The organism is Actinoplanes sp. NPDC023801, from assembly GCF_040639655.1.
Classification (GTDB): Bacteria; Actinomycetota; Actinomycetes; order Mycobacteriales; family Micromonosporaceae; genus Actinoplanes.
This window is the reverse complement of record NZ_JBFAAI010000048.1, coordinates 1-21,454: the sequence shown is the minus strand read 5'-3', so window position 1 is coordinate 21,454 and position 21,454 is coordinate 1. Positions and strand designations below refer to the sequence as shown.

The following is a 21,454-nucleotide window of genomic DNA, read 5'->3' as shown; positions in this document are numbered from 1 at the left end:
TCAGCCACGGCGACCACCACCTCGGCGCTCGCCGCGTGCCGACGGCGGGTTGACCTGGCTGAACACAAGCAGATCAGCGTTCACCCGTAGGTGCGCGGCCTGCCAGCGACTGGTGTCGGCCAGAGCGAGCAGTTCCTCGTCGGTGACGTGATAGACGAATGCGTCGCCGTCGGTGTCGGCCGCGACCGCAACGATGTGCTGCAGATACCCCACGCCGACGCCGGCGGCGGCCTGCACGACACCGGAGAAGTCCTCCGGCACAGGTGGAACACCCGGCGCGACGGCTACGACAAGGATCAGGCAGCCACCCGGGCGCAGCAGCTGCGCGCAGGCGGTCAGCAGCCAGGCGAGGCGGACCCGGTTGGCGGCCTTGCCGGTGGCGTCGAGAGGCCAGCGGGCCACCACCAGACCGGTCACCCCGTGCAGAGAACCGTCAGCCGGGACTTCGGCGTCCGCAGCGCCGACCGGCTGCAGTACGCGGTCAGTGAGGTCGTCACCGAACCAGGCACTCAGCTCCGGCACATCGTCCTCGGCGTTGCCCGTGTCAGTCACCTGCGGTGCCGGGCCGGCGCGGTGTTCCGGGTTGACTGGGCCGATGATCAGGCTGGCGGCGTCGGTGAACCAGCCCGGGTGGTGCCGACGCTGGCCGGTTGCACACGCCTCGGTGAGAGCATGGCCGTCGGTGAGGTCGATGACTACCTCCCCCGGGCGGGAGTAGGCGGCGATAAGCCGGGCCGCGAGGCGGGCGCCGATGCTACGGCCGGCGTCGGCCTCGGTACGGGCGGTGCGCCAGACCGTGATCGGTACCAGCGGGTCGCCGGCAATCAGGTCAGTCGTGGCCGCCTGGAGAGCGGCCGGGTCGATGAAGGCGGACGGGTCGGTGTGATGCTGCGACGTGTCGCTCATGAAGTCGTGGGCTCCGCGCCGCGCCGTGATGCGCTGACACCCTCAAAACAGGCTTTGTGCGCTCTGGCGAACACTCGCCCACCTGACGGCGATCTGACACGGATCTGACGCACTCGGCCCCAGGCCAACTACGTGGCCCCGTCCGCTTACACCCCACAACGTCCGCCCGCTGTCAGATACGGGGAAGACCCTGACCCGCCAGCCGCTACTGGAGCCGTCCTGCACCTACAGGCCGACGAAGCTGTTGGAAGAGATCGACGCTTCACGTTGTGCCGGAGACATCAGGAGCGGCGGGGCACCCGGCAAGCGCCTACATCGTGTGATGTGGCGCCTTTCAGGAGACTTGGAAGATGGACGTGGCAGCGTCGAAGCGGGCGGCGGCGATGTCGTCGCGGCGCATCATCCAGTACAGGCTGCCGAACCACATCATGTCAGCGTCGTTGCCGGAGTCGAGCTGAACCAACGAGGTCCAGTGCTGTGCCTCGCCCAGCACCGCGGTAACGGAGTCCGGTGAAGCCGCATCCAGACGCATCCACGCGGCTTCGAACTCCACGGGCTCCTGCCAGGCATGGGCGTAGCCTCCGAGCAGGTGCCCGGGGAGCCTGCTCCGGCGGCTGAGCTCGTCCCAGAACTCGACGCGTCGCGTCGTTCCCGTGACGAATTCCCGATCGGCGTCGGACAGCTCCGCCAGCGCCTGTTCCAGCGCTGGATGCCCGCGGCGTGGTCCGGTCGCGATCAGGTCACCGGTTAGCCCAACCTCGGGATAGAGCGTCGCACCGGCTTCAGTCCACGGCGTCGTCTGCGTCCCCGCCGGCACGAAGACGACGTATCCCGTCGGTGGCTGATCTTCTGGCTCCGGATCACTGATCCCGAACACCTCGTAAGGATCCTCGGACGGATCACGGTAGAACAACAGCAGCGTGCCGTCGGTAGGCAACGGCACATCCAAATCGCGGATCGGCACCCGGGCCAGATCGATACTCGCGATGAAACCCAACGGCCTTCCCGCCCGCGTTCGCGGCCACTCCATGCCGACCGGCAGCGCCGGCGCCCCACCCAATTGTCCGACAGCGAGCTCACCCGTTACGGCACGCCGCAGCCCGACCGCCGGCCGCAACAGCCCAATCCACGCTTCCGCCGCCGCCGACGGAAGCGTTGCGCGCGCCACTTCAACGAGTTCCGCCACGTTCACGGCCGAGTCCAGAATCCCCACCGCGGGGCCGGTTCGAAGCGCCCGCTTTCATCTTCCAGTGCTATTGAGCGGTCGTAGGCGATCTCGAAGTAGAGAGGCGAGCTGTGATGCGCGGCTGACCCCACCGTCGAGGTGAGGCCAGCCGCTAGCGGGGATCTACTTCGCGGTTGTTTTGACGGTCGCGCGCAGGTTTTGCGCGAGCCCGGGCATCGCGGCCCAGCTGGCGGCTACTTGGCTGAGCTGTGAGGCTTGGTCGGCGGTGAACTGCTGCAGGTCGGCGGCTGCGGCCTCAATGGCCTTGGTGACCTGCGGTTCCCGGCAGGCCCAGTCCGCGGCGGCGACCTTCTTCTCGAATGCGACGGCATCCGGCCACTGCGGGAGCGTGGTTGGGTCCGACGGGCGTTCGAACGACACCGGCGGGAACTTCTGCTCGACTTTCAGGTACGCCTCGGACAGGTCTGCGGCGTCGATCCCGGCTTTCGCCATGCAGCTGGCGTACTGGCCGGGCAGGTCGGGTGCCACCCGCTGCTGGACCTGTGCGAGCACGTCCACCAAATCGGTCTCCAGCTTCTCCTGCCCGGCCGGGACGCGCAGTGCTTCCCCGGCGGTGGCAGCGCCCTGGCAGGACTCGACGGCGGTGAACCAGCGGGCCTGGGCGGCCGCGTCGGCGGGCAGGCCCGGGTTCGGTGTCTCGCCGCGTTTGGCCAGCATCTCGATGCGGGCGGCCACCCCGAAGTCGTCGCGCTGGGGTGCGAAGCCGAGCAGGTCTCCGGGAGCGGGTTCGGTCGGGGGCAGCATCGGCTGATACGGGGTGACGCCGTACACGACTCCCTTGGTCAGCGCGCAGGCGGCGATCGCGGACTGGCTGGTGAGCCACATCCGTTCCTCACCGGCCTGGCGCTGCTGCGGCGTGCCGTACACCCGGTCGAGCACGGTGGCCAGCACGGTCGGGGCGTCGACGCCGGCGGGTGCGGCCGCGGGCATGGTGGCCTGCGCGCAGCCGGTCAGCGCGGTGAGGGCGACAGCGGCCGCGCCGGCGATGCGATGGCGACGGTTGATCATCGGACGGGGATCTCCCTTGCGAGTAGGTGCAGGTCAGGAGGTGCAGGAGGTGGACGAGCCGCCCGCGTTGTACTGGTACGAGCCGGTGGAGGTCAGCCACCAGGCCCGTGTGCAGGGGTTCGGGATGCTGGGGTTGACCGTGGAGGGCGCGCCGGCGGTCACGTTGCAGGTGCCGCTGGTGGTCGCGTTGTTGTTGCCGTAGCAGCTGAACAGCTTGTTACGGCCGGCCACGTTCGTGGACTCGTACGTGTTGCCGCTGTCGCGGTTGTAGGCCGGTCGGCAGGAGCGCGCCATCCGCGCGTCGTAGTGATCGGAGCCGACCTCTTCGCGGTTCCAGTCGTACCACATGTCCACGCACTTGCCGCTGGGCACGGCGCCGGTCGGGTTGGCCAGCACTCGCAGCAGATTCGAGGAGTCGTTCTGGTTGTAGAACCCGTAGGAGGGCGACGGCCCCACGTACAGGTACCCGGATGCAGCCTGTGCGGGACTGGCGACCAGACAGGCGGCCGCGCCGAGTACGGCCGCCGCGGTGACGGCGAGCCGGTGACGCACGGTTTTCCTGGACAAAGTGCTTCCTCCCCTGGAGAAACGACACCGTGCCTCGCAACGGCACGGCGACAGATAGGTGCAGCGCACAGTGCGATCCGGCGCGCAGCAGCGAGTCGGTGTGGTGACGTCCGGGCCCAGCCCCGTGGCCGCTACGTCGCCTCGTCCACTGCCGGACCGGAGGGCCTTCTGCCGGCCTCGATGACGGATTCCGGGTGACTTCCGCGGCAGGTGCTGCACAACGGCCCGGTCGCATCTGCGGGCTGAATCGTGGACCGCACATAGGGGTGCGCCTCGTAGTCGACGCTCTCGGCCACGCAGTCGCGGTTGAAGGTGACCGTGTTCCGGCCGAAGCAGGTGTGGGCGGGCGTACGGGTAGATGGTGGGAAGCTGCCGTGCCTTGATGACCGGCAGTCCTGGCGGCGCGTCCCGGCAGGCCGCCTCGTGGATCCATGGCTGCGGCGGGTAGACCCGGTCACCCACTGTGGTGCTCCCGGTGGGGCCGACTGCCGATCGACGGCAGCCATCCGGTAGGTCGCACGGCGGCCGGCAACGCCTTCGTCCGGACCAGCGGTGAGAACGGGCCCAGGACGGCGCCATCCTCGGGCCGCAAGCGCACGCAGTCGAGGCGGACCCACTCCAACGACGACAGGAGCCGCTGGTCAACGGTGATGCTCTGCACGATCAGCAGCGCCACCCCGGTGCCGTAGCAGTAGTCGCCCGGCTCGACGGCCAACGTCATCCCCGGGGTGATCATGGGTACCACGACCGCGCTCATCCATCCCCCTTAGTTGACGGCGGCCGGAAGCACGGGGGAGCTTCCCGGCCGCCGTCGCCCTGATACCGGCACGCCTCGGGTCGACGCCCACCGGTCGCTGTGCGCCTCTCGGCTGGTAACGCGGTGCAACGGTATGCACCCGCGCGGGCACTCAGGGGGAGGAATCCTCCCCCCTCGTGTGGCAGCCCTGCCGTCACGGCGCTACACACATTGGCGCGGCACGGACGGGTGTCGACAGGCAGCGCCCGCGCGTACGGTGATCGATGACGCCTCGGACAGGAGGTACACGCGGTGCAGGGACACGAAGAGCTCCCCACGATGACGACCGGGCAGCGCATCAAGCTGCTACGCCAGCGGGCCGGCATGACCCGCACAGTGCTCGCCGGACTGGTCGGCAAGTCACCCGACTGGGTCAAGAGCGTCGAGACCGGCCGTATCCAGCCGCCCCGCCTCACGACCCTCGCCCAGATCGCCCGGGTACTGCAGGTGCCAGTGCAATCCCTGATCACCGCGGAGGAACAGATAGTCCTCTCCACCAGCACCACGCACCCCGCCCTGCCTGCCGTCCGGGAAGCGCTCAACCAGTGGCCAATCTCCCGCGACGAGCCACCCACCTCACTGGAGCACATCGCAGCGCGCATCGACGTGGCGTGGCGGGTCCGGCACGCATCCCCGGATCACCGCACCGTGATCGGCCGGCTGCTGCCCGACCTGATCCGAGACACCCAGCTGGCCATCCGCGCTTACCAGGGCTCCGACCGCAACGCCGCGCATGCACAGCTCGCCGACGTCCTCGGCCTGACACAGATGTTCCTGGCCTACCAGAACGCCGCGGACCTGCTGTGGCGCGTCGTCGACCGGGCCATGCTCGCCGCCCAGGAATCCGGCGACCCCATCGCCCTGGCCCAGGCTGCCTGGTTCGCTATCGAGGTACACCGCGACGCCGGCGACTGGGACACCGCCCAGAGCATCAACCAACAGGTCATCACCGCACTGGGACCGCACCTGCCGGACGCCGACACCGACCTGCTCGCCATGTACGGGGCGTTGCACGCCGCCGCGGCGTTCACCGCCGCACGCTCCGGACGCTCCGGCCCCGCATGGCGAGCCTGGGACGAAGCCGACCGGGTGGTGCGCAACCTACCCACCGGCTACTACCAACGCGTCACCAGCTTCTCGAGACCCGTGATGATCGCCCACGCTGTCACCCTTGAGGTCGAGCTACACAAAGGTGACCGGGCGGTACGGATGGCAACCACCGAGCAGGCCAACGCCATCCCCTCCCGGCCACGCCGCGCACGGCACCTGATCGAAGTAGCCCGCGGCCACCACCTCGGCCACCAGCACGAGGCCACCATCGGGCTACTCAACCGGGCCTACCACACCGCACCAGAGACCATCCGCTTCAACACCTACGCCCGTCAGATCGCCTACGACCTGCTGACCGGCCCTCCCGCCCTACGCCGCCAAGCCGCCGATCTGGCCGTCAAGGTAGGCCTCGCCGGATAGGCCCAAGCCTGACATCGTCCGTGCTTCCCGGACCACCTGGGCAACCATGAGCAGGCCCGATCAGGGCCTCGTGGATGGGGTGGTGGGTGGGGCGGGGGCGGGCTGTCGCCGGTGGAGACGGCGGTGTGGGCGGTCAGCGGCAGCTCGGTCACGTGCGGCCGACCCATACGATCTCGACGGCCGGGTGCTACACCAACTGCGGCACCCGCTCTCACCCACGAAGCGAAAAGGTCACCAGCACAACGGCGCTCCTGACACGGTCGCGGCACGCGTAGCCCGAGTCGCGCCTTCTCGGCGGCATGAGAGTCCGTTGACCAGCGGCTTACTCGGCCGAGGTCTGGTATCAAGATGGCGTGACGGACCGAAGGCTGCTCGACATGATCCACGGCACTCCGTGGATCGCCGACTTGCTTACCTGGTTCGAATTCGAGGTGGCACGAGCCGCCGACGGACCGATCGGGTCAGTGACACTGACGAGCGGGGAGCCGTTGGAAGCGATCGCCGGCGACGGTACCGGCGGATGCTTTCTCCTGGTCGGTGCAGGAGATCCGCGGCCGGTGCTCTATGTCGGCTCGGAATGCGAGGGCGGCCTCATCGCGAGAAATCTCCGGGATGCACTGGCCCTCGTCGTCGGAACCTCCAGCCTGCACGACGCCACCACGATTGCTGTAGATCAGAACGACGGGCGGGACTTACACAACTTCCTTGGTTGCACCGATGCTGAGATCCGCGAAGACCACCCGGAACTCGACGCGAACCGCGACCGCCTGCGCAGCGCCCTCGGACTGCCTCCAGTCGATGATGCGCTCCTACGATCACTGCAAGCGGCTGCCGCAGACTTCCGCTATCGACCACTCACCGAGCAGGGCATGCGACTGCGCCCGATGCTGGCCTGGCTCGAGAAAGCCGAGGAAGCAGCGCATCCAGAGGCTCCAGAACCTCCAGCAGCTGTGGCACCTCCGCCCCGGCCCGACGAACCACTGCCGGGGCAGATCGCGTTGTTCTGATCCACACCAATCGAATCGCGGCATGTGAGGACGTCGGTCAGAGGTCGAAGAGCGATTCCCTTTGCGGCGGGTCAAGGATTCTGCGCAAGTCGGAGATGCTCCGCCGCCATGCCGGCGCCTGGGAGACCTCCTTCCAGTACTCGGGTAGCCACGATGGCGCCTTAATCACACGGTCCAAGGTCTCGACCGCGAGATCATGGAGATACGGCGGGAATTGCGGCATTGGCGTGGTCGGGCCTGGCCCGTAGGTTGATGGGACGCCAACGCCGCCTGGGCATTGTGCGGCGATCAGAGCTGCGGCGGCGACGGCTCGTTGGGCGTCCGAGAACAGCGGATCTTCATCGGTTGCCTTGGCGACACGTTCCAGAACGCTGCCGACCAATTCGATACATGCTTCTGCCGAAGCGTTTTCCAGTTCGATGGCGAAGTCCGCGGCGTCGTCGTTGTCGAACGGCTCGACGTCCCAGGTGCTCATGGCTTTGCTGGCCTCCAGCTTTTCCAGAGGAGATCTTCGCATATGGGATGATCGTGATGGGAGATGGCGGTGCCTCGGGCCGCCGTGACGCGCGGTGTCGAGCGGATCGCGGCAGAAGGTGTCAGCGCTTTCTGAAAAATGACCCTCTGTGGCTTCTCGGGATCCCTACGGGGTCACTCTTCAGGAAGCGGCGACAGAAGGGGGCGTTTCGATCGCGCAGTGGCGGGTCTTCGTCCCCCAGTGCGATGGGTACAAACCTGTTGGAAATAGATCCCCACCGCACATCGCGGAGTGAGCCTTTGCAGGCCATGGCTCGCTACCTGCCGGCAACCGCTGCTGCACCCCGAACTGGCTAGCGTGGCTGTGTGTTCGTCTTCGGCGATGAGGCCAGCCAGTCTCGCAGGTTCGGTCTCTCCGCCGCAGTAACCCTGCTGGCGATCGCTGGTGTAGTAGCCATGGCCTTGTTGTGGCTTCCGGATTCTCACCCGGCACCCGTAAGCGCATCCAGCGAAGCTCCACCTGATCCGTCGAGTTGTACCCCAGTGACCTTGCGGGGCATCTTCGTCGACGGTGGGCCGGTCGACGCTCGCGCCTTGAACGAGGCGATCCTGAGTCAGGATGCGAAGAGCTGTGAATACCTGACCGCTCACGATCCGGACCGCAGTCAGTTCTCGGCCACGCTGCCGGCCAGAGCCGAGGCGGAGGCCATCAACAGTGGGGTGACAGCAGCAATTTGCCCGGACCGCACGTCGTGTTCAGTACCGCCATCCAACACCACGTCGGATATAGCCCTGGTCCGAGACGCACTGCTCCGCCTCGGCTATCCCGAGGCCGATGTCCGGTGGGCCAAGTACGTCGGAGAGTCACCGGCGCACGACATCGTCTACGGAGTTCGGCTCCGGACGGCCAAGGGATGTCTAGTCTCATTCGCTCGGACGGGACAAGGCGCTGCACCCATGGGTCCGGTCGGAATCCTGTCCGACGGTCGATGCCTACATCCGTGTTCAACGGCCATCCCACAACCGAGACCCTCGCGGCCGTCGGGCCCCGGCACTGCACTCGACCATCTGCGGATCGAAGCGTCAACGGCATGCAATGCGGGAAGATGATCCCAGGCCTGAACTCTCACTATCCGTGTCGGCATACGACGCGTCGGTTGGGGTCGTGGCTCACGCCGACGGCGGCACCGTCACCATGGACATGGTGAACGGGCCCGGTGGAAATCTTCGGAGAACCTGCTGGGCTCCGCGATCCTGCCCGGATGGTCCTCGGGCCCTGACGCCCGGTCGCTAACCGGTGCTCACTCACGTCGACGCGGTTATCAACCCGCTGGACCTCGGAATCGCATCTCCGATGCTTGCGCGCGATCCACGCCGTCCCGCGTAGCAGGCACGGTCAGCGGCAGTTGAGTAAGTCGGCGGCGTGCCACGCGATGCCTAAGATCCGCGCATGGATCTTGCGGAGTTCGAGGCGCTGGCGGAACCACTACTTCGAAAGTCGGTCGCGGAGCAAGCCATGTACGGCTTTGCCCTCGTCGAAGGCCACACCGTGACTGCGGACGAGATCAGGAGCGTTGAGCGGGGAATGGCGGTAGCTCTCCCGGACAAGTACAAGGCGTTCATGATGCGCTACGGCGGAGGCGTCTTCGGCTCTGTGGAGTTGTTTCCGGTCGCGCCTGTGCCCGCGGGAACTGACGACCTCCGTACCCTCAACGATTGGGAGTTTCCCGACCGCAGCTTCGTCGCAGTTGCCCCAGTCGGCACCGGCGACCACTGGGGCTTCCCGGTCATCGACGGCCGTTGCAGCGAGCAGGTCTGGTTCCACTTCCACGACGCCGGCGACGATGAGCTCGTCGCCCAGGACTTCCTTGAGTTCGTCGCCAACCACGGGCTCAAGCCCTGACCACAGTCGATGTGAAGATCCTCGCTACGGGTAGAGAGCGACTTGCGGCAGATGAGCGCACTCGACGTGGCCCATAGGGCGCTTCACCCGGATCAGCCAGACGCGGCTCGGCCAAGCGAGGGCTTGCGCGACGGGATACCCACACCGGCCCCTTGCCGACGATGTACATGATCGGAGGATGGATGGTGAAGGGTTCAGCACACGAGGCGGCATATGGATTTTTGAGCGTCGGCTCAGGACGCCTTGGTCGTCCAGCTCTGCCCGTCCCTCCGTGAGTGCCACCTGGCCATCCGCCAAGCTTTGTGTGACCAAGGACCAGCTGACGATCTCCTCCGTTCTGCTCGAGTCACTCGTGGTTACGCATGCGAACATCATCTCCATCACGCTGTTCGACTGGATTCCGGTCCTCGGCCGTGGCCTCAGATTCGAGGTAAGCGACCAGGACGATGCCACCGTGTTTTGGACCTACCGCCGACCAAGGATCATGGCGGAGCTGGCTTCCCTTGGGTGGACAGTCGGCGAACGGACAGAGTGATCGCCCAGGGTCGTTGCGTGCTCGGCCTCTGGGCTAAGTCGGGAGCTCACCGGAGTGACAGCCTGCATTGCAGTCGCGCACGGTCGGCGGCTACTTATCTACTGGTGGCACGACCGCTGCCCGGCCAGGCATGGTCGAGGTGACCGGCGGAACGCTCTGTCTGCGGCTGTCCACCGCGGTTTGGTGTGACTCTCTTTTGGCGTGCGGTCTGCCGGTCACCGCGGCGCGGAGAGGCTCAAGACCTCCGATCTCTTTAGAGGTCAAGCAGCAGCCTCGATGGGGTTAGGGAATGCCTTGGCTTCGTTGTAGGTCTGGCCGCTGGTCAGGCACTGGTGGAGGCAGCCGAGGAACCGGTTGAACAGGTTCCGCAGCGCGGCGGCGTGGCGGTCTCCGTGGTCTTGGCGGCGGCGGTCGTAGTGTGCTCGGGCGCCGGGCGAGTTGTTGGTGGCGATGAACGCCCAGACAAAGCCGGCTGCGGCGAGCCGGTCGTTCTTGATGCGGCGATGGGTGATCGAGATGCTGCGGCCGGAGGCTCGGGTGACCGGCGCCGAGCCGGCGTATGCCTTGACCGAACGAGCGTCGATGAAGCGGCTTCGGTCGTCGCCAAGTTCGGCCAGCACGCGGGCGCCGGTGAGGTCACCGAGTCCGGGGAAGCTGGTGATGATCTCGTAGTCCGGGTGCTGGGCGAATGCTGCGGCGCAGGCTTCACCGAGTTGGTCGACGTTGGTGCAGGCGGTGTCGAGTGCGGCCAGTAGCGCGAGTGCAGCGGTGCCCATGGCGTCCTCGACGACGGGCTGCTGCCGCAGATGTTGCACTCGCAGCGCGGCGTGAAGCTCGGTGGTGAGGTTGTCGATGCGGCGTTTGCGGCCGCTGCGGCGCAGAGCAGCCGCGATTCCCGTCTTGGTCAGCTTGGCGGCCGTTGCTGGGGTCGGCGCGATCGCCAAGACGGCGTGGGCGTCCGTGCTGGCCAGGAAGTCCTTGCGGTTGGTGAAGGCGTCGAGGAACGCTGGGTAGTACTCGCGCAGCAGCGAGCGCAGCTCGTTGGAGGCCTTGGTGCGCCGCCAGGTGGCGTCCTGGTGCGCGCGGGCGAGCACCGCGATGGCGCGGGCGAGGTCGGCGTCGGCGGGCAAGGCGCGGTGGACGTGGGCGTCGGTGCGAAGGACATTGGCGAGCACGACCGCGTCGGCGTGGTCGGACTTGCTGCGTGCGACGGTGTGCCGGTCGCGGTAGCGAGCTACCGCCATCGGGTTGATGGCGTAGACCGGCCGGCCGGTGGCTCGCATCGCCGCGACCAGCAGTCCACGAGGTGTCTCGATCGCCACCGGGATCGGGGCATCCGCGCTGTCGCCGGCGGCGGCCAGCAGATCGAGCAGCTGCTGCCAGCCTTCCAGTGTCTCGTGGATCCGCCTTTTCGCGATGAGTTTGCCGTGCTCGTCGACCAGCGCGACGTCGTGGTGCCGTTCAGCCCAATCGATGCCGCAGAACACCTTTCCCAAAGTTCCCTCCCGTGTCCCGAGACTGGCGTTGGCCCATTTCAGTGCCCATGGCGGGAACGCGCGGCGCCCTAATAGCGAGGCTCATGGCCTACCCTCCGATTAGCCGTGTCGCGATCCCAGCGACCAGCGCGTCCCCGGTCTTCGTGCAGAGCTCGGTGGCTCCTGATCATTGAGGGGTTGCGTCGTGCTGGCGGGCTCGAACCGCGACAATAGATAGACCGATTCGCTCGGCGGCCAGCATCCGGTCTGTCCGTCAACGGGACTTTGCTGGGTGCCTTGCCCCTCCCGGTCTTGAGCGAGGACTGGACGTCCGGAGGGGACTTAGGTGATCGAGGCAAGGCACCGAGAGCGGCCCGCCGCCCACTGCGGCACCCGTCTTACCAGAGGCGTCGGAACACCGGAAACGTGTTAGGCGTCCCGTGCTGCGGCGGACCGTTCGAGAGCTATTAGAGGGGACTGCCCAGCTCGAAGTAGCGTTGCCCTCCCGCCGACGCATCCGTCGGAACCGGGAAGGAAACGACATGGCCCGAGTCGTCATCGGCGTGGACCCGCACAAACGGTCCGCGACCATCGAGATCATGAACCAGCGGGAGAAGCCGGTCGGCAAGGGCCGGTTCGGCACTGACCGCGACGGCTACCAGGCGATGCTCGCCGCCGGCCGCCAGCACACCGACCGTGTCTGGGCGGTCGAGGGCTGCAGCGGCATCGGCCGGCACGTCGCCCAGCGCCTGGTCGCCGACGGCGAGACCGTCCTCGACGTGCCCGCGAAGCTGTCCGCCCGGGCCCGGGTGTTCGCCACCGGCCAGGGCCGCAAGACCGACCCGGTCGACGCCCACAGCGTCGCCGTCGCCGCGCTGCGCACCGACAACCTGCGGCGGGTCACCCTCGACGACACCACCGTGGCACTGCGGCTGCTCGTCGACCGCCGGGAACTGCTCGGCCGGACCCGCACCGAGACCGTCAGCCGTCTGCACCACCTGCTGCTCGAGCTGGTGCCCGGTGGAGCGAAGAAGTTCCTGAGCACACAGCAGGCCCGCGCCCTGCTCAACACCGTGCGCCCACGCGATGTGGTGGGCAAGACCCGCCGCTGGCTGGCCTCCGAGTTGATCCACGAACTCGCCGTCCTCGACAAGAAAATCAAGATCGCGGACGCCGAGCTGACCGAGCTGGTGAAGACAACCGGCAGCACGTTGCAGGAGCTCACCGGGATCGGCCCGTCCGGATCCGCCCGTCTGCTCGGCGACATCGGTGACATCAGCCGCTTCGCCAGCCGTGGCCACTTCGCGTCCTGGAACGGCACCGCACCCATCGACGCGTCCTCCGGTGACCAGAACCGCCACCCCCTGTCGCGGGCCGGCAACCGGCGCATCAACCGGGTCCTGCACATCATGGCCGTCGTCCAACTCCGCCGTGACACCGAAGGGCGCCGCTACTACCGGCGCAGACTCGCCGACGGCAAGACCGCGATGGAAGCGATGCGAGCGCTGAAACGCCGCCTGTCCGACATCGTCTACCGCCGGATGGTCGCCGACGCCACAGCCATCAGGACGGGCCCGGGAGGACATGTGGGGGCGACTCTGCAATCCAGCGCGGCCGACCCAAACCCCAAGATCGACACTTCGGAGAAGTCACTTCCCGGACCCGCCGACAACCACGATAGAACACCACTTCTCACAGCCTCTTGACACAGAGGGGTGCCAGAAGAGTACATCGCTGATTCGTTCCCGAAACAGTGAGGTTGGTGGCCGCTAAACCGCATCGCGGCCACCGACCTAACCGTTGGAAGACTGCCTGAGTGAGCCGCCTTCGTTCCCGTGCAGGTGATGGTGCTATCCGCAGTCGAATCGGTAGTCAATGGGTCGGGTCGGGCACGTAGTGCAAACGAACAAGTAAATCCCGCCGGCATCCCCGAGCATCAGGCCTGTGGGGCTCTGCAAGTCTCGCCACGGATGATCGTCGGGAGTCTCCCAGCCCCAGTCGGCCATGGCCGGGCGGTCTTCAGCCGGAATCCAGCGTTGTGCGTCGCGGCGGTCGAACTCCCAGCTGGCGACGGTCAGCACATGCTCCATCGTGATGCCGCATGTGCACTGGGGCCATTGTGGCGCCTGTGTCCAGCCCGGATAGCCACCGACCTTGATTCCGGGCGCGACCGCCAGATCTGCCTCATAGTCCCAGCCGGTGGCCCGTTTGACGCGCTGTACCGCCTCGCCGATCTGCAACCACACCGAGCGCGGCAGGTCATGGGCCGGGTACTCGATCACGCGCTCAGGGTCGATCACACACGGTTTTGGCACCCGCCGCGGGTCGGATTCCACGTCCGGCACAGGCATCTGCGACCGGCTCGCTCCGATGTCGGCGCGCCGGCGCCACCGCAGCTGCGGACGTGGTACGTCGAAAGGTTCGTGATCGAATGGGCACCACAACACCTGCAGCACATCCATCCCGTCCGGAAACGGCAGCTCGGGTACGTCCTCGACCAGCAACTGAGCCACGGGCACGAGGGGTGCCTCGGGTTCACCGGGGCCGTCGCGATAATGATCATCGGCGCTCGGGCCGTCGCACGTCGGCCACGGCTCGTCGGCCGGCCAGAGCAGCGGCCCGCCGATCGAACTCTGGTCGGACGTCGGGGCGCCGGCGCGGGGATGCAACCGAACCGTCGTCCGCGCATACGGTACGACGGCTGGAAACTCACGCGGTACGTCGATCGGCCCGAGCGGTGTGGTGTGCACGCCGCAATCCTAAAGTCGATCACCGCCACTTCCGGCACCCCTGCCCGGTCGACCGGTCGCTCATCAGAAGTGGCCACTACGTCGGCGCGACGCCTACCAAGCTTGACGCTTTGGTGCATGCCGCGCACGATCCGCGGCCAGATGCGGATGTGTCGCGAGGGCTGCAGCGTCTCGGTACGCTGCGGTTATGGATCTTGACCGGTTCGATCTGCGGGAAGAAGAGCTCGGGCTCGACTACTGCCTGACCTTCGTCCGTGACCTGAGCGCCAGCGAGGTTGCTCAACGGCTCGGTGGCACCGAGATCGTCCGGATCACCGGCTTGGAACACGAAAAGCGTTACCGGGCCGCAGTCGGCGACGGACGCGCGTCCGCGCTCGTCGCTGATCTACCCGGCGGTGCAGTGATCGTTGAGGTCGCAGGTTGCCGAGCGCTGTTCGAGGACACCAACAGACCACTGTCGCAGGGCACCAGCGTCGCAGTGGTCTACGAGACTGAGCACAGCGACCCAGCGTTCCTCTGGGTGCAAGACGGCGACGTACGGGTGTCGTTCGACCCTGGGTCAGCTGGCTGGCGAGAGGGCTGCGACCCGGACGCGCTGCTTGCCGAGCTCGAACGGCTCGGTTTCGACATGGCCGACGAACCCGACTACGACGAACAGGCACAACTGAGGGCGCTGGCCCTCGCGGAGTACGTCACCGGCCTGCCGATTGAGGTCGGCATGCTGCGTGGCCTCACCTACTCAGTGCTGAGCCTGCCCGCCACGCCCGGCGACCCGGCCGAGGCGCCGCCGATCCAAATCCGCGACGCGGAGCCGACCGTCGATGCCGACGAGACCGTGTCCCTTGACGGCGTGCCCGGCGCAGCGTTCGGCGAGCCGCTGACCGTTGAGCCCTACTCCTACGCCGGCCTTGATCTGGCGGTCGCCTACACAGTGCACGGCGTACGGCATCAGCCCGGCAGGGACGCCAATTCGGTGCGACTGTTCGTGAAGATCAAGGCAGTCGGTGTCCGGGGTCAGATCGACGCGGGCCCACACGACTTCGCCTTCGTCGCTGCGGACGGCGCAGTGTTCGGCTCCGTGAGGTCCAACGACTACCGGTCGATGACCAGTGTCACCCTGGGCCCCGGCGACGAGACATCCGGTGAACTGATGTTCCTCGTCCCACCTGACACAGTCGCCGGCACCCAGATCGCATACGGCCGAATGGCCTACATCATCGACGACGTGCCGCTCGGCTGGTGGGCACTGAGCACGTGACTAGCCTAGCCTCGGTCCACATAAAGGCCGGCACAGTCACTGAACGCTCGGCGGCACACCGAATGGAATCGAGCGCGACTCGCGGCAGACATCCCATGTTTTTCGATGTCAAGCGGTGAGCTGTAAATGGGCCCAGGCGGTGGCTTCGTCGTAGGCGGTCTTGGCCTTGAGGCAGCCGTGCAGGATGCCGACGAGGCGGTTGCCGAGCTGGCGCAGAGCGGCTTGGTGACCGATGCCGCGTGAGCGTAGTGCCTGGTAGTAGGCGCGGGCGCCGGGTGAGCCGCGCATCGCGCAGAACGCCCACTGATGCACGGCGTCGGCGAGGCGCCGGTTGCGGGCCAGTACCACCCGACGGCGCCCGGAAGCGCGGGTGATCGGCGAGGTACCGGCATAGTTGCGGCGCGCTTTCGCATCGGCGTAGCGGTCCGGGTCGTCGCCGAACTCGCCGAGGATCCGGGCGCCGAGCACGACTCCGAGACCGGGCAGGCTCAAGTAGCGCTCAGCGTCCCGGTGCCGGCCAGAATGGTCGGCCATCACCCGGCCCAACTCGTTGATCTCGATGTTCAAGACGTTGATCAGCTGGACCTGGCTGGACACGATCGCGGCATAGGCCGTCTGCGCCGGCCGCGGCTGGCGCAGCTGCTGTGTCTTGAAGATCTGCTGGATCGTGGTGGCTCGGCCGTCGAGGTTACGACGGCCGGCCCGGCGCAGCACGGCGACGACGGTCAACCGTGCAAGGCGGGCGGCCTGGTTTGGGTCCGGCGCCCGGTCCAGCAGTTCGAGGGCGTCGCCGGCGGCCAGATCGTCGAAGGCCTGCAGGGCGGCGGGGAAGAACTCCCGCAACACCGACCGCAGTCGCAGGACCTGACGGGTGCGGTCCCAGACCAGACTCTGATGAGCTCTGGCCAGCAATTTCACCGCTTCGGCAGCCGGGCTGTCGCCGGCGACCTGCCGGTGATGGTCGTGGTCCAGGCGCACGATTTCAGCAAGCACGTGGGCGTCACCAGCGTCGGACTTCGCGCCCGAGGTGGAATGCCGTTCCCGGTACCGGGCCGACGACATCGGGTTGATCGCATAGACCTGGTAACCGGCGGCGAGCAGGGCCTGCACCCAGGTGCCGCGATCGGTCTCGATCCCGATGCCCACCCGGCCGGACGCCTGCACCGGGTCCAGATCGGACCACGAATCCGGCATGTGCTCGGCGACCAACGTGTGCAGCCGGGTGATGCCCTCCAGCCCTTCGGGCAGCCTCGCCCGGGCCAGCCGTCGGCCGTCCTCATCGAGGATCTCGATGTCGTGGTGGTCTTCGGCCCAGTCGTCACCTATCCAGATCATCTCGCACCTCCGACTCCGGAAACTGCCTGGTAGCAGCGTGGAGGAGACGCCAGCGATCTAATAGTCAAGTGCTCACCACGACCGTGGGGCACGTCATCTCATCAGCTGTCTCATCTCCTCACGACCAGCGGGCGCACGGTCTGCCGCAAGACCTCAACAGGGTCCGAAGAGTGGGAGTGCTGACCCGCCGGCCGCTACTGGAGCCATCCTGCACCTACAGGCTGACGGAACCTATTAGAAGAGTTCGTTCTCTCTCCGGCTGGCGAGGCAGGCGGAGTTCAGGAGACTTGGAAGATGAATGTGGCGGCATCGAAGCGGGTGGCGGCGATGTCGTCGCGCCGCATTGCCCAGTACAGGCTGCCGAACCACATCATCTCGGCCTCGTTGTCGGAGTCGATCTGCACCAATAAGGTCCAGTGCTGAGCCTCGCTCTGCAACGCCGGATCGGAGTTCGGCAGGGCCTTCCCCAAGCGCATCCACGTAGCCTCGAGTTCGACGGGCTCCTGCCAGGCATGGGCGTAGCCGCCGAGACGGTGCCCGGGAATCCTGCTTCGGCGGCTGAGTTCGTCCCAGAACTCGACCCGAGGTGTCGTCTGCGTGACGAATTTTCGATCCTGCTCCGGCAGGCCATCGACCGCTTGGTCCAGCGCTGGATGTCCACGGCGAGGCCCGGTCGCGATCAGGTCGCCGGCGAGGGGGACCTCGGGATAGACCGTCGCACCCGGTTCGGTGCGCGGGGTCGTCTCCGTTCCCGCCGGCACGAAGACGACATGTCCCGCCGGTGGTTGCTCGTCTGGCTCCGGATCTCCGATCCAGAATGCCTCATACGGATCTTCTGAGGGATCGCGGTAGAACAACAGCAGCGTGCCGTCGGCAGGCAGCGGGACATCAAGGGCGCTGACCGGGATCCGGCCCAGATCGATGCTCGCGATGAAGCCCAACGGCTGTCCCGCTCGTGAGCGCGGCCACTCCACGCCGATCGGCAACGCCGGTGTGCCACCCAACTGGCCGACGGTCGATTCACCCGCGTCAGCCCGCCGCAGCCCGACCGCGGGCCTCAACAGCCCGATCCAAGCCTCTGCCGCCGCCAGTGGAAGCGTCGCTCGGGCCAGTTCGATGAGCTCCGCCGCGTTCGCGGTCGAGTCCAAGACTCCCACTGGAGCATCGTGTCACCGACAGCGAACCTGGAGACGCCCGCCCCGCGGCAGGAGAGTAAGTCGCGGCCAGGGGTCAGGATTACGGCGTCAAGCCGGGCGGGTTGCCGCTTAGAGTGCGTGCATGCCGAAGTTCCGCCAGGTACATGTGTGGCCGGACAGCGGCTTTGCGGAGCGGCCCTGGGACGACGACCCCGACGTGGACGCCTTCTCCCGGGTCAGTCGCGGCATCTGCGAGGCGTACAGCCAGGCACTGCCGGGCCTGGCGCTGGTCGCAAGGGCGTCCATAATGCGACTGAACGCCGACCCGGACGCGTCGCCCCGTCCGCGGCCGGCGCTGGACGCCCCGCTCCCGGACATGGTGGAAGTCAGCGCCCGGTTTCTCGGCTCTCAGGAGAATGGATGGGTCGCAGTGCCGGTCGGTTTCGCTAAGCTGCCCACCGACCGAGCGCGCCAGTTGAGCCTTCGCATCGTGCACCACGGGGTCCTGGAGCTGGCCCAGGCGCTTAGCTGGGATCCGGTCGTGCTCACCGGCGCGTTGCACCACGTCGAGGCGAGGGGACTCCGCTACTGGTCGGAAGGCCCGTGGAAGTCGGCGCCGGATCGACGACACCGGGCTCGCGCCGTGGCCAGCATCTCTGACGACGGGCTCGGCCACGTCCATGTTGAGGTCGTCACCGCTGCTGGCGAACTGATCATTCGCAGCGAACCGTTCGATGCCGCCTACCACGGTGATGACCTGGTACGGGCGTGCAAGACGCTGCGCTGGGATGGGCCAGCCCGGGTCAGCATGGATCCATCCGGTTTTACGTGGACTGATCAGCATCGGCAGACCGTGATCGACCTCAACGGTGGACACGCCGGAGTACCGCACAACGCTCCCCGTTAAGCCTGTACTTTAACCTCGGACCTCTCACCCGGCGCCACGGCGGAGCAGCTCGCTGCGTCATCGACGGCAGCTACAGGGGGTGCCGGCCGATCCTCCGGGCGCGGACAGAGACCAGGCCAAACGCGCCTTCTTAGCGGCAAATGAGGATGTGCGTGATGCCCTTGGCTGAGCTTGTCTTTGGCCGGCACTGGTGATGCTGGTACATCACCATTCGCGGTCTTCGTCGAGCCATCGCGCGGCCATGGTGGTATCGATGTCGGCGTGACGGGCTAAAGCCAGGTAGACCTCGGCGGCATGTTCACGGTTGATCGTGTCGATAAGGCCGTAACGGGCGTCGATGACGTTGAGGTCGGCGACCAGGCCTCGGAGGGCGGATTCCAGGGCTCGGGATCGTTCCGACCCGGCTGATGTTGCGTCGACGGCGGTTCGTGCTTTGGTGTAAGCCTTGCAGGCGGCGGTTCCGAATGCCTTGGAATCCTCGATCCAGTCGCGAAACGGGTTGAACATATGGGCCGCCAGCCAGGTGTCGGTCTTGGTGGCACGGGTGGTGACCTTCACTCCGCTGCCTTTGAGCCTGTTCTTCACCGCTGCGGTGGTGCTCCGGCGGACACCGTGCAGGACGATTTCCTGGAGGGCGGGTAGGTCCGGTAGGGCGTCGGGATCCCAGTCATACGCGGAGTTGAACTGCAGGCTGCGCAACGCGGGCAACAACCGCAGGTCGGGCAGATCGGTCAAGGTGCCAGGTGCGTTCTCGAACGTGATCGTCAACGACTGCAGGTCGGCGAGACCGGCCAGTACCGACAAGGTGACCTCGCGGTCAGGCCAAAGCCACAAGGAAGTGATCCGGCTCAGGCCGGCGGGGATACGGATCTGCTCCCGGTTGGCCGTCCGCCAGAACAGCTGCAGTTGCAGGCCGCGGCCGTCGTCGGGTGCCTCTACCCGCAATTCCGGCAGCGGCGGATCATTGAGTTGGAGCCGCTGGATCGACGCAGGTAACAGGATCCGCCGCAGGCCAGCGCCGCCGAGCCTGACGTGAGTGACCGCGGTACCGGACAGGTCGACCTCTCCGTCCGCCTCCGACCAATACAGGTACCGCACCCCTCGAGCGGCTGCAGCGGCTACAACACCGCGATCGGACCCCGACCACTCCACGGTTATCACATTCGGCAGGCTGTCCAATGGAGACCAGTCGACGGCTGCCCCCGCCGGTATGGCCATGTTTGGACCGTGAAAGCTGAGGACTCGGAGCCCACGCGGAAGCCTGACAGGACCGGCCCCAAAATCCACCGTCACCTCGCCGGGCGCCCATGCCTGAGACGAGCTTTCCATCTCAAGATCATACGAGTCCAAGCACCTCAGCTTGGTAGATCACGCTTCCAGTTTTCTCATCCGCTCATCCGCTCATCGGCACGAGCGCGTCGACCAACTCCGAGAGCTGTGATGCTGCGCAGCGCACGATCGGCGGCAGATCAGCGTGCCGGATGCTCGGTCACTGGTTCGGCGTTGTTGTAGCGGTAGCGGACCTCAGCCAACGGGAATCCCCGTGACTCATCCGTCTTCGTTGACCCATCGGCGCGCCAACCGCCGGCTTCATAGAACCGCCGAGCACGCCAATTGCTCTCGAGCACCCACAGTACGACTTCCTCGAAGCCGGCCGCCTTCAGCCTGTGCAAGCCGGCCTCCATCAGCAGCCTGCCGGCCCCTCGGCCCCAGTATTCCGGCAGAAGGTAGACAGCCTTGACCTCGCCCACGGCCTCCGGATCCGTGTCGGAGTCTCGGCTCGGCGAGACGGTAATGAAGCCCACCACACCGTCGGCCGCGTGTTCCAGCAGGAGGATGCCCGCAGTGGCCGGATCCTGCTGGATCCACTGCCTCCAACCCTGGACCCGAGGGGAAGGATCGAGCTGGTCGAGGTAGTCCTGTCGCATCTTCCCTCGATAAGCCACCCGCCAAGTACGGACATGAACCGCGGCGAGCGCCTCGGCGTCGTTCACTAAAGCTGGCCGGACGATCACAAATTCATTCTCTCCCATGAATCACCTGCCACATCAACGCACTCAACTCGGCACGAGCGGACACCAGCCGGCGCGCAGCGGCCGCGACGTGCGGTGTCGAGCGGATCGCGGCAGGAGAGTAAGGCGGCCACGAACCGGATCACGGCTCAAGAAATGCCTCACGGCTCGAGCCAGACGGGCGACATGCAGTCCAGTTCGCCCGCGTTACAGTCCTCCCGTCTCGACAGCACGGCGCGAGCGGAGGAGAAGAAATGCCTGACTGGCTCGCAGCGGTGACGGGCTGGATCTGTCTCTCATGGGATGTCTTGGGTTATGGCGGGGCATCGGCCTGTTGCTGCCCGGCCGCACGGAGACCCATGACTCCCACGGCGCATCCGGCACTCTGGTGGTGGCGGAGAGCATCGGCCTGGTGCTGCTCAGTGGCGCATTGCTGCTTGGCGGCCATTGGGCATATTTAGCCCTGCCTGCAGTTGTGTTCATGGCCGTTAGCGCACTGCATGCGATAGGCAGATGGCGGTGCCGCCGACGCTGCTCCTCCGCTCCTGCTGGTAAGGAAGGACTCTCCGACGCCGGGAGTGTCAAGAAAACGGTGTAACTCGATGTTGTTGAAGGTCAGTTACGGGCTGCGGTGAGTCGTCCTTCGAAGGCGAGATCGAAGGCGTTGAG

The 21,454-nt window shown here is 66.7% G+C and carries 19 protein-coding genes; 7 read left to right on the top strand and 12 right to left on the bottom strand.

The features are described 5' to 3' along the window. The 5 genes from AB0G04_RS42550 to AB0G04_RS42530 all read right to left on the bottom strand — a co-directional run bounded on the left by AB0G04_RS42550 (position 1) and on the right by AB0G04_RS42530 (position 4,484). On the bottom strand, positions 1 to 906 hold the full coding sequence (locus AB0G04_RS42550; protein ID WP_360995912.1) for a hypothetical protein: 906 nt from the start codon (positions 904 to 906) through the stop codon (positions 1 to 3). 334 nt (positions 907 to 1,240) lie between these two features. Further along, positions 1,241 to 2,119, bottom strand: coding sequence for a YwqG family protein (locus AB0G04_RS42545; RefSeq protein WP_360995910.1), 879 nt, complete (start codon positions 2,117 to 2,119; stop codon positions 1,241 to 1,243). Between the two features lie 135 nt (positions 2,120 to 2,254). Then, positions 2,255 to 3,160 carry a hypothetical protein gene (locus tag AB0G04_RS42540; RefSeq protein WP_360995907.1) on the bottom strand — a complete coding sequence of 302 codons (906 nt, stop codon included), beginning with the start codon at positions 3,158 to 3,160 and terminating at the stop codon, positions 2,255 to 2,257. A gap of 33 nt (positions 3,161 to 3,193) precedes the next feature. Next, complete coding sequence (locus AB0G04_RS42535; RefSeq protein WP_360995904.1) at positions 3,194 to 3,727, bottom strand: hypothetical protein; 534 nt, start codon at positions 3,725 to 3,727, stop codon at positions 3,194 to 3,196. A 454-nt stretch (positions 3,728 to 4,181) separates the two neighbouring features. Next, complete coding sequence (locus AB0G04_RS42530; RefSeq protein ID WP_360995902.1) at positions 4,182 to 4,484, bottom strand: hypothetical protein; 303 nt, start codon at positions 4,482 to 4,484, stop codon at positions 4,182 to 4,184. Between the two features lie 318 nt (positions 4,485 to 4,802). Here AB0G04_RS42530 and AB0G04_RS42525 point away from each other — a divergent pair, with 318 nt between their 5' ends. Beyond that, positions 4,803 to 5,993: a helix-turn-helix transcriptional regulator gene (locus AB0G04_RS42525; RefSeq protein WP_360995949.1), complete on the top strand. Its 1,191-nt coding sequence runs from the start codon at positions 4,803 to 4,805 to the stop codon at positions 5,991 to 5,993. 353 nt (positions 5,994 to 6,346) lie between these two features. Beyond that, positions 6,347 to 7,000, top strand: a complete 654-nt coding sequence (locus AB0G04_RS42520) for a hypothetical protein (RefSeq protein WP_360995899.1) — start codon at positions 6,347 to 6,349, stop codon at positions 6,998 to 7,000. A gap of 37 nt (positions 7,001 to 7,037) precedes the next feature. Here AB0G04_RS42520 and AB0G04_RS42515 read toward each other — a convergent pair whose 3' ends face one another. Beyond that, a complete protein-coding gene (locus AB0G04_RS42515) occupies positions 7,038 to 7,517 on the bottom strand; it encodes a DUF4259 domain-containing protein (RefSeq protein WP_360995898.1) in 480 nt (159 codons plus the stop codon). A gap of 1,407 nt (positions 7,518 to 8,924) precedes the next feature. On the opposite strand from AB0G04_RS42515, the gene AB0G04_RS42510 reads away from it, so the two are divergent. Both AB0G04_RS42510 and AB0G04_RS42505 read left to right on the top strand, forming a co-directional pair. After that, entirely contained in the window at positions 8,925 to 9,377 is a 453-nt protein-coding gene (locus AB0G04_RS42510; protein WP_360995895.1) for an SMI1/KNR4 family protein, read from the top strand. 304 nt (positions 9,378 to 9,681) lie between these two features. After that, positions 9,682 to 9,912 (top strand): hypothetical protein, encoded by a 231-nt coding sequence (locus tag AB0G04_RS42505; protein WP_360995893.1) that lies wholly within the window; start codon positions 9,682 to 9,684, stop codon positions 9,910 to 9,912. Between the two features lie 260 nt (positions 9,913 to 10,172). Here the strand turns inward: AB0G04_RS42505 and AB0G04_RS42500 are convergent, their stop codons facing one another. Continuing rightward, on the bottom strand, positions 10,173 to 11,408 hold the full coding sequence (locus AB0G04_RS42500) for an IS110 family transposase (protein ID WP_360995890.1): 1,236 nt from the start codon (positions 11,406 to 11,408) through the stop codon (positions 10,173 to 10,175). 521 nt (positions 11,409 to 11,929) lie between these two features. Here AB0G04_RS42500 and AB0G04_RS42495 point away from each other — a divergent pair. Beyond that, on the top strand, positions 11,930 to 13,093 hold the full coding sequence (locus AB0G04_RS42495; protein WP_360995887.1) for an IS110 family transposase: 1,164 nt from the start codon (positions 11,930 to 11,932) through the stop codon (positions 13,091 to 13,093). Between the two features lie 144 nt (positions 13,094 to 13,237). Here AB0G04_RS42495 and AB0G04_RS42490 read toward each other — a convergent pair whose 3' ends face one another. Next, the gene (locus tag AB0G04_RS42490; RefSeq protein ID WP_360995885.1) at positions 13,238 to 14,137 is read right to left on the bottom strand and encodes a hypothetical protein; all 900 of its coding nucleotides are present in this window, start codon (positions 14,135 to 14,137) and stop codon (positions 13,238 to 13,240) included. Positions 14,138 to 14,324: 187 nt separating this feature from the next. On the opposite strand from AB0G04_RS42490, the gene AB0G04_RS42485 reads away from it, so the two are divergent. Beyond that, a complete protein-coding gene (locus AB0G04_RS42485; RefSeq protein WP_360995883.1) occupies positions 14,325 to 15,395 on the top strand; it encodes a DUF6461 domain-containing protein in 1,071 nt (356 codons plus the stop codon). Between the two features lie 108 nt (positions 15,396 to 15,503). Here AB0G04_RS42485 and AB0G04_RS42480 read toward each other — a convergent pair whose 3' ends face one another. After that, entirely contained in the window at positions 15,504 to 16,730 is a 1,227-nt protein-coding gene (locus AB0G04_RS42480; protein WP_360995881.1) for an IS110 family transposase, read from the bottom strand. Positions 16,731 to 17,008: 278 nt separating this feature from the next. Next, positions 17,009 to 17,878: a YwqG family protein gene (locus AB0G04_RS42475; RefSeq protein WP_360995878.1), complete on the bottom strand. Its 870-nt coding sequence runs from the start codon at positions 17,876 to 17,878 to the stop codon at positions 17,009 to 17,011. 130 nt (positions 17,879 to 18,008) lie between these two features. On the opposite strand from AB0G04_RS42475, the gene AB0G04_RS42470 reads away from it, so the two are divergent. After that, entirely contained in the window at positions 18,009 to 18,773 is a 765-nt protein-coding gene (locus AB0G04_RS42470) for a hypothetical protein (protein WP_360995876.1), read from the top strand. Positions 18,774 to 18,977: 204 nt separating this feature from the next. Here the strand turns inward: AB0G04_RS42470 and AB0G04_RS42465 are convergent, their stop codons facing one another. Beyond that, positions 18,978 to 19,991 carry a hypothetical protein gene (locus tag AB0G04_RS42465; protein ID WP_360995873.1) on the bottom strand — a complete coding sequence of 338 codons (1,014 nt, stop codon included), beginning with the start codon at positions 19,989 to 19,991 and terminating at the stop codon, positions 18,978 to 18,980. Positions 19,992 to 20,242: 251 nt separating this feature from the next. Beyond that, complete coding sequence (locus AB0G04_RS42460; RefSeq protein WP_360995871.1) at positions 20,243 to 20,806, bottom strand: GNAT family N-acetyltransferase; 564 nt, start codon at positions 20,804 to 20,806, stop codon at positions 20,243 to 20,245. Between the last annotated feature and the right edge of the window lie 648 nt (positions 20,807 to 21,454).

Excerpts from the sequence above, each read along its gene's own strand:
- AB0G04_RS42550 (WP_360995912.1), bottom strand. The coding sequence starts at position 906 with ATGAGCGACACGTCGCAGCATCACACCGACCCGTCCGCCTTCATCGAC.
- AB0G04_RS42540 (WP_360995907.1), bottom strand. The coding sequence starts at position 3,160 with ATGATCAACCGTCGCCATCGCATCGCCGGCGCGGCCGCTGTCGCCCTC.
- AB0G04_RS42530 (WP_360995902.1), bottom strand. The coding sequence starts at position 4,484 with ATGAGCGCGGTCGTGGTACCCATGATCACCCCGGGGATGACGTTGGCC.
- AB0G04_RS42525 (WP_360995949.1), top strand. The coding sequence starts at position 4,803 with ATGACGACCGGGCAGCGCATCAAGCTGCTACGCCAGCGGGCCGGCATG.
- AB0G04_RS42515 (WP_360995898.1), bottom strand. The coding sequence starts at position 7,517 with ATGCGAAGATCTCCTCTGGAAAAGCTGGAGGCCAGCAAAGCCATGAGC.
- AB0G04_RS42510 (WP_360995895.1), top strand. The coding sequence starts at position 8,925 with ATGGATCTTGCGGAGTTCGAGGCGCTGGCGGAACCACTACTTCGAAAG.
- AB0G04_RS42495 (WP_360995887.1), top strand. The coding sequence starts at position 11,930 with ATGGCCCGAGTCGTCATCGGCGTGGACCCGCACAAACGGTCCGCGACC.
- AB0G04_RS42485 (WP_360995883.1), top strand. The coding sequence starts at position 14,325 with ATGGATCTTGACCGGTTCGATCTGCGGGAAGAAGAGCTCGGGCTCGAC.
- AB0G04_RS42480 (WP_360995881.1), bottom strand. The coding sequence starts at position 16,730 with ATGATCTGGATAGGTGACGACTGGGCCGAAGACCACCACGACATCGAG.
- AB0G04_RS42470 (WP_360995876.1), top strand. The coding sequence starts at position 18,009 with ATGCCGAAGTTCCGCCAGGTACATGTGTGGCCGGACAGCGGCTTTGCG.
- AB0G04_RS42465 (WP_360995873.1), bottom strand. The coding sequence starts at position 19,991 with ATGGCCATACCGGCGGGGGCAGCCGTCGACTGGTCTCCATTGGACAGC.
- AB0G04_RS42460 (WP_360995871.1), bottom strand. The coding sequence starts at position 20,806 with ATGGGAGAGAATGAATTTGTGATCGTCCGGCCAGCTTTAGTGAACGAC.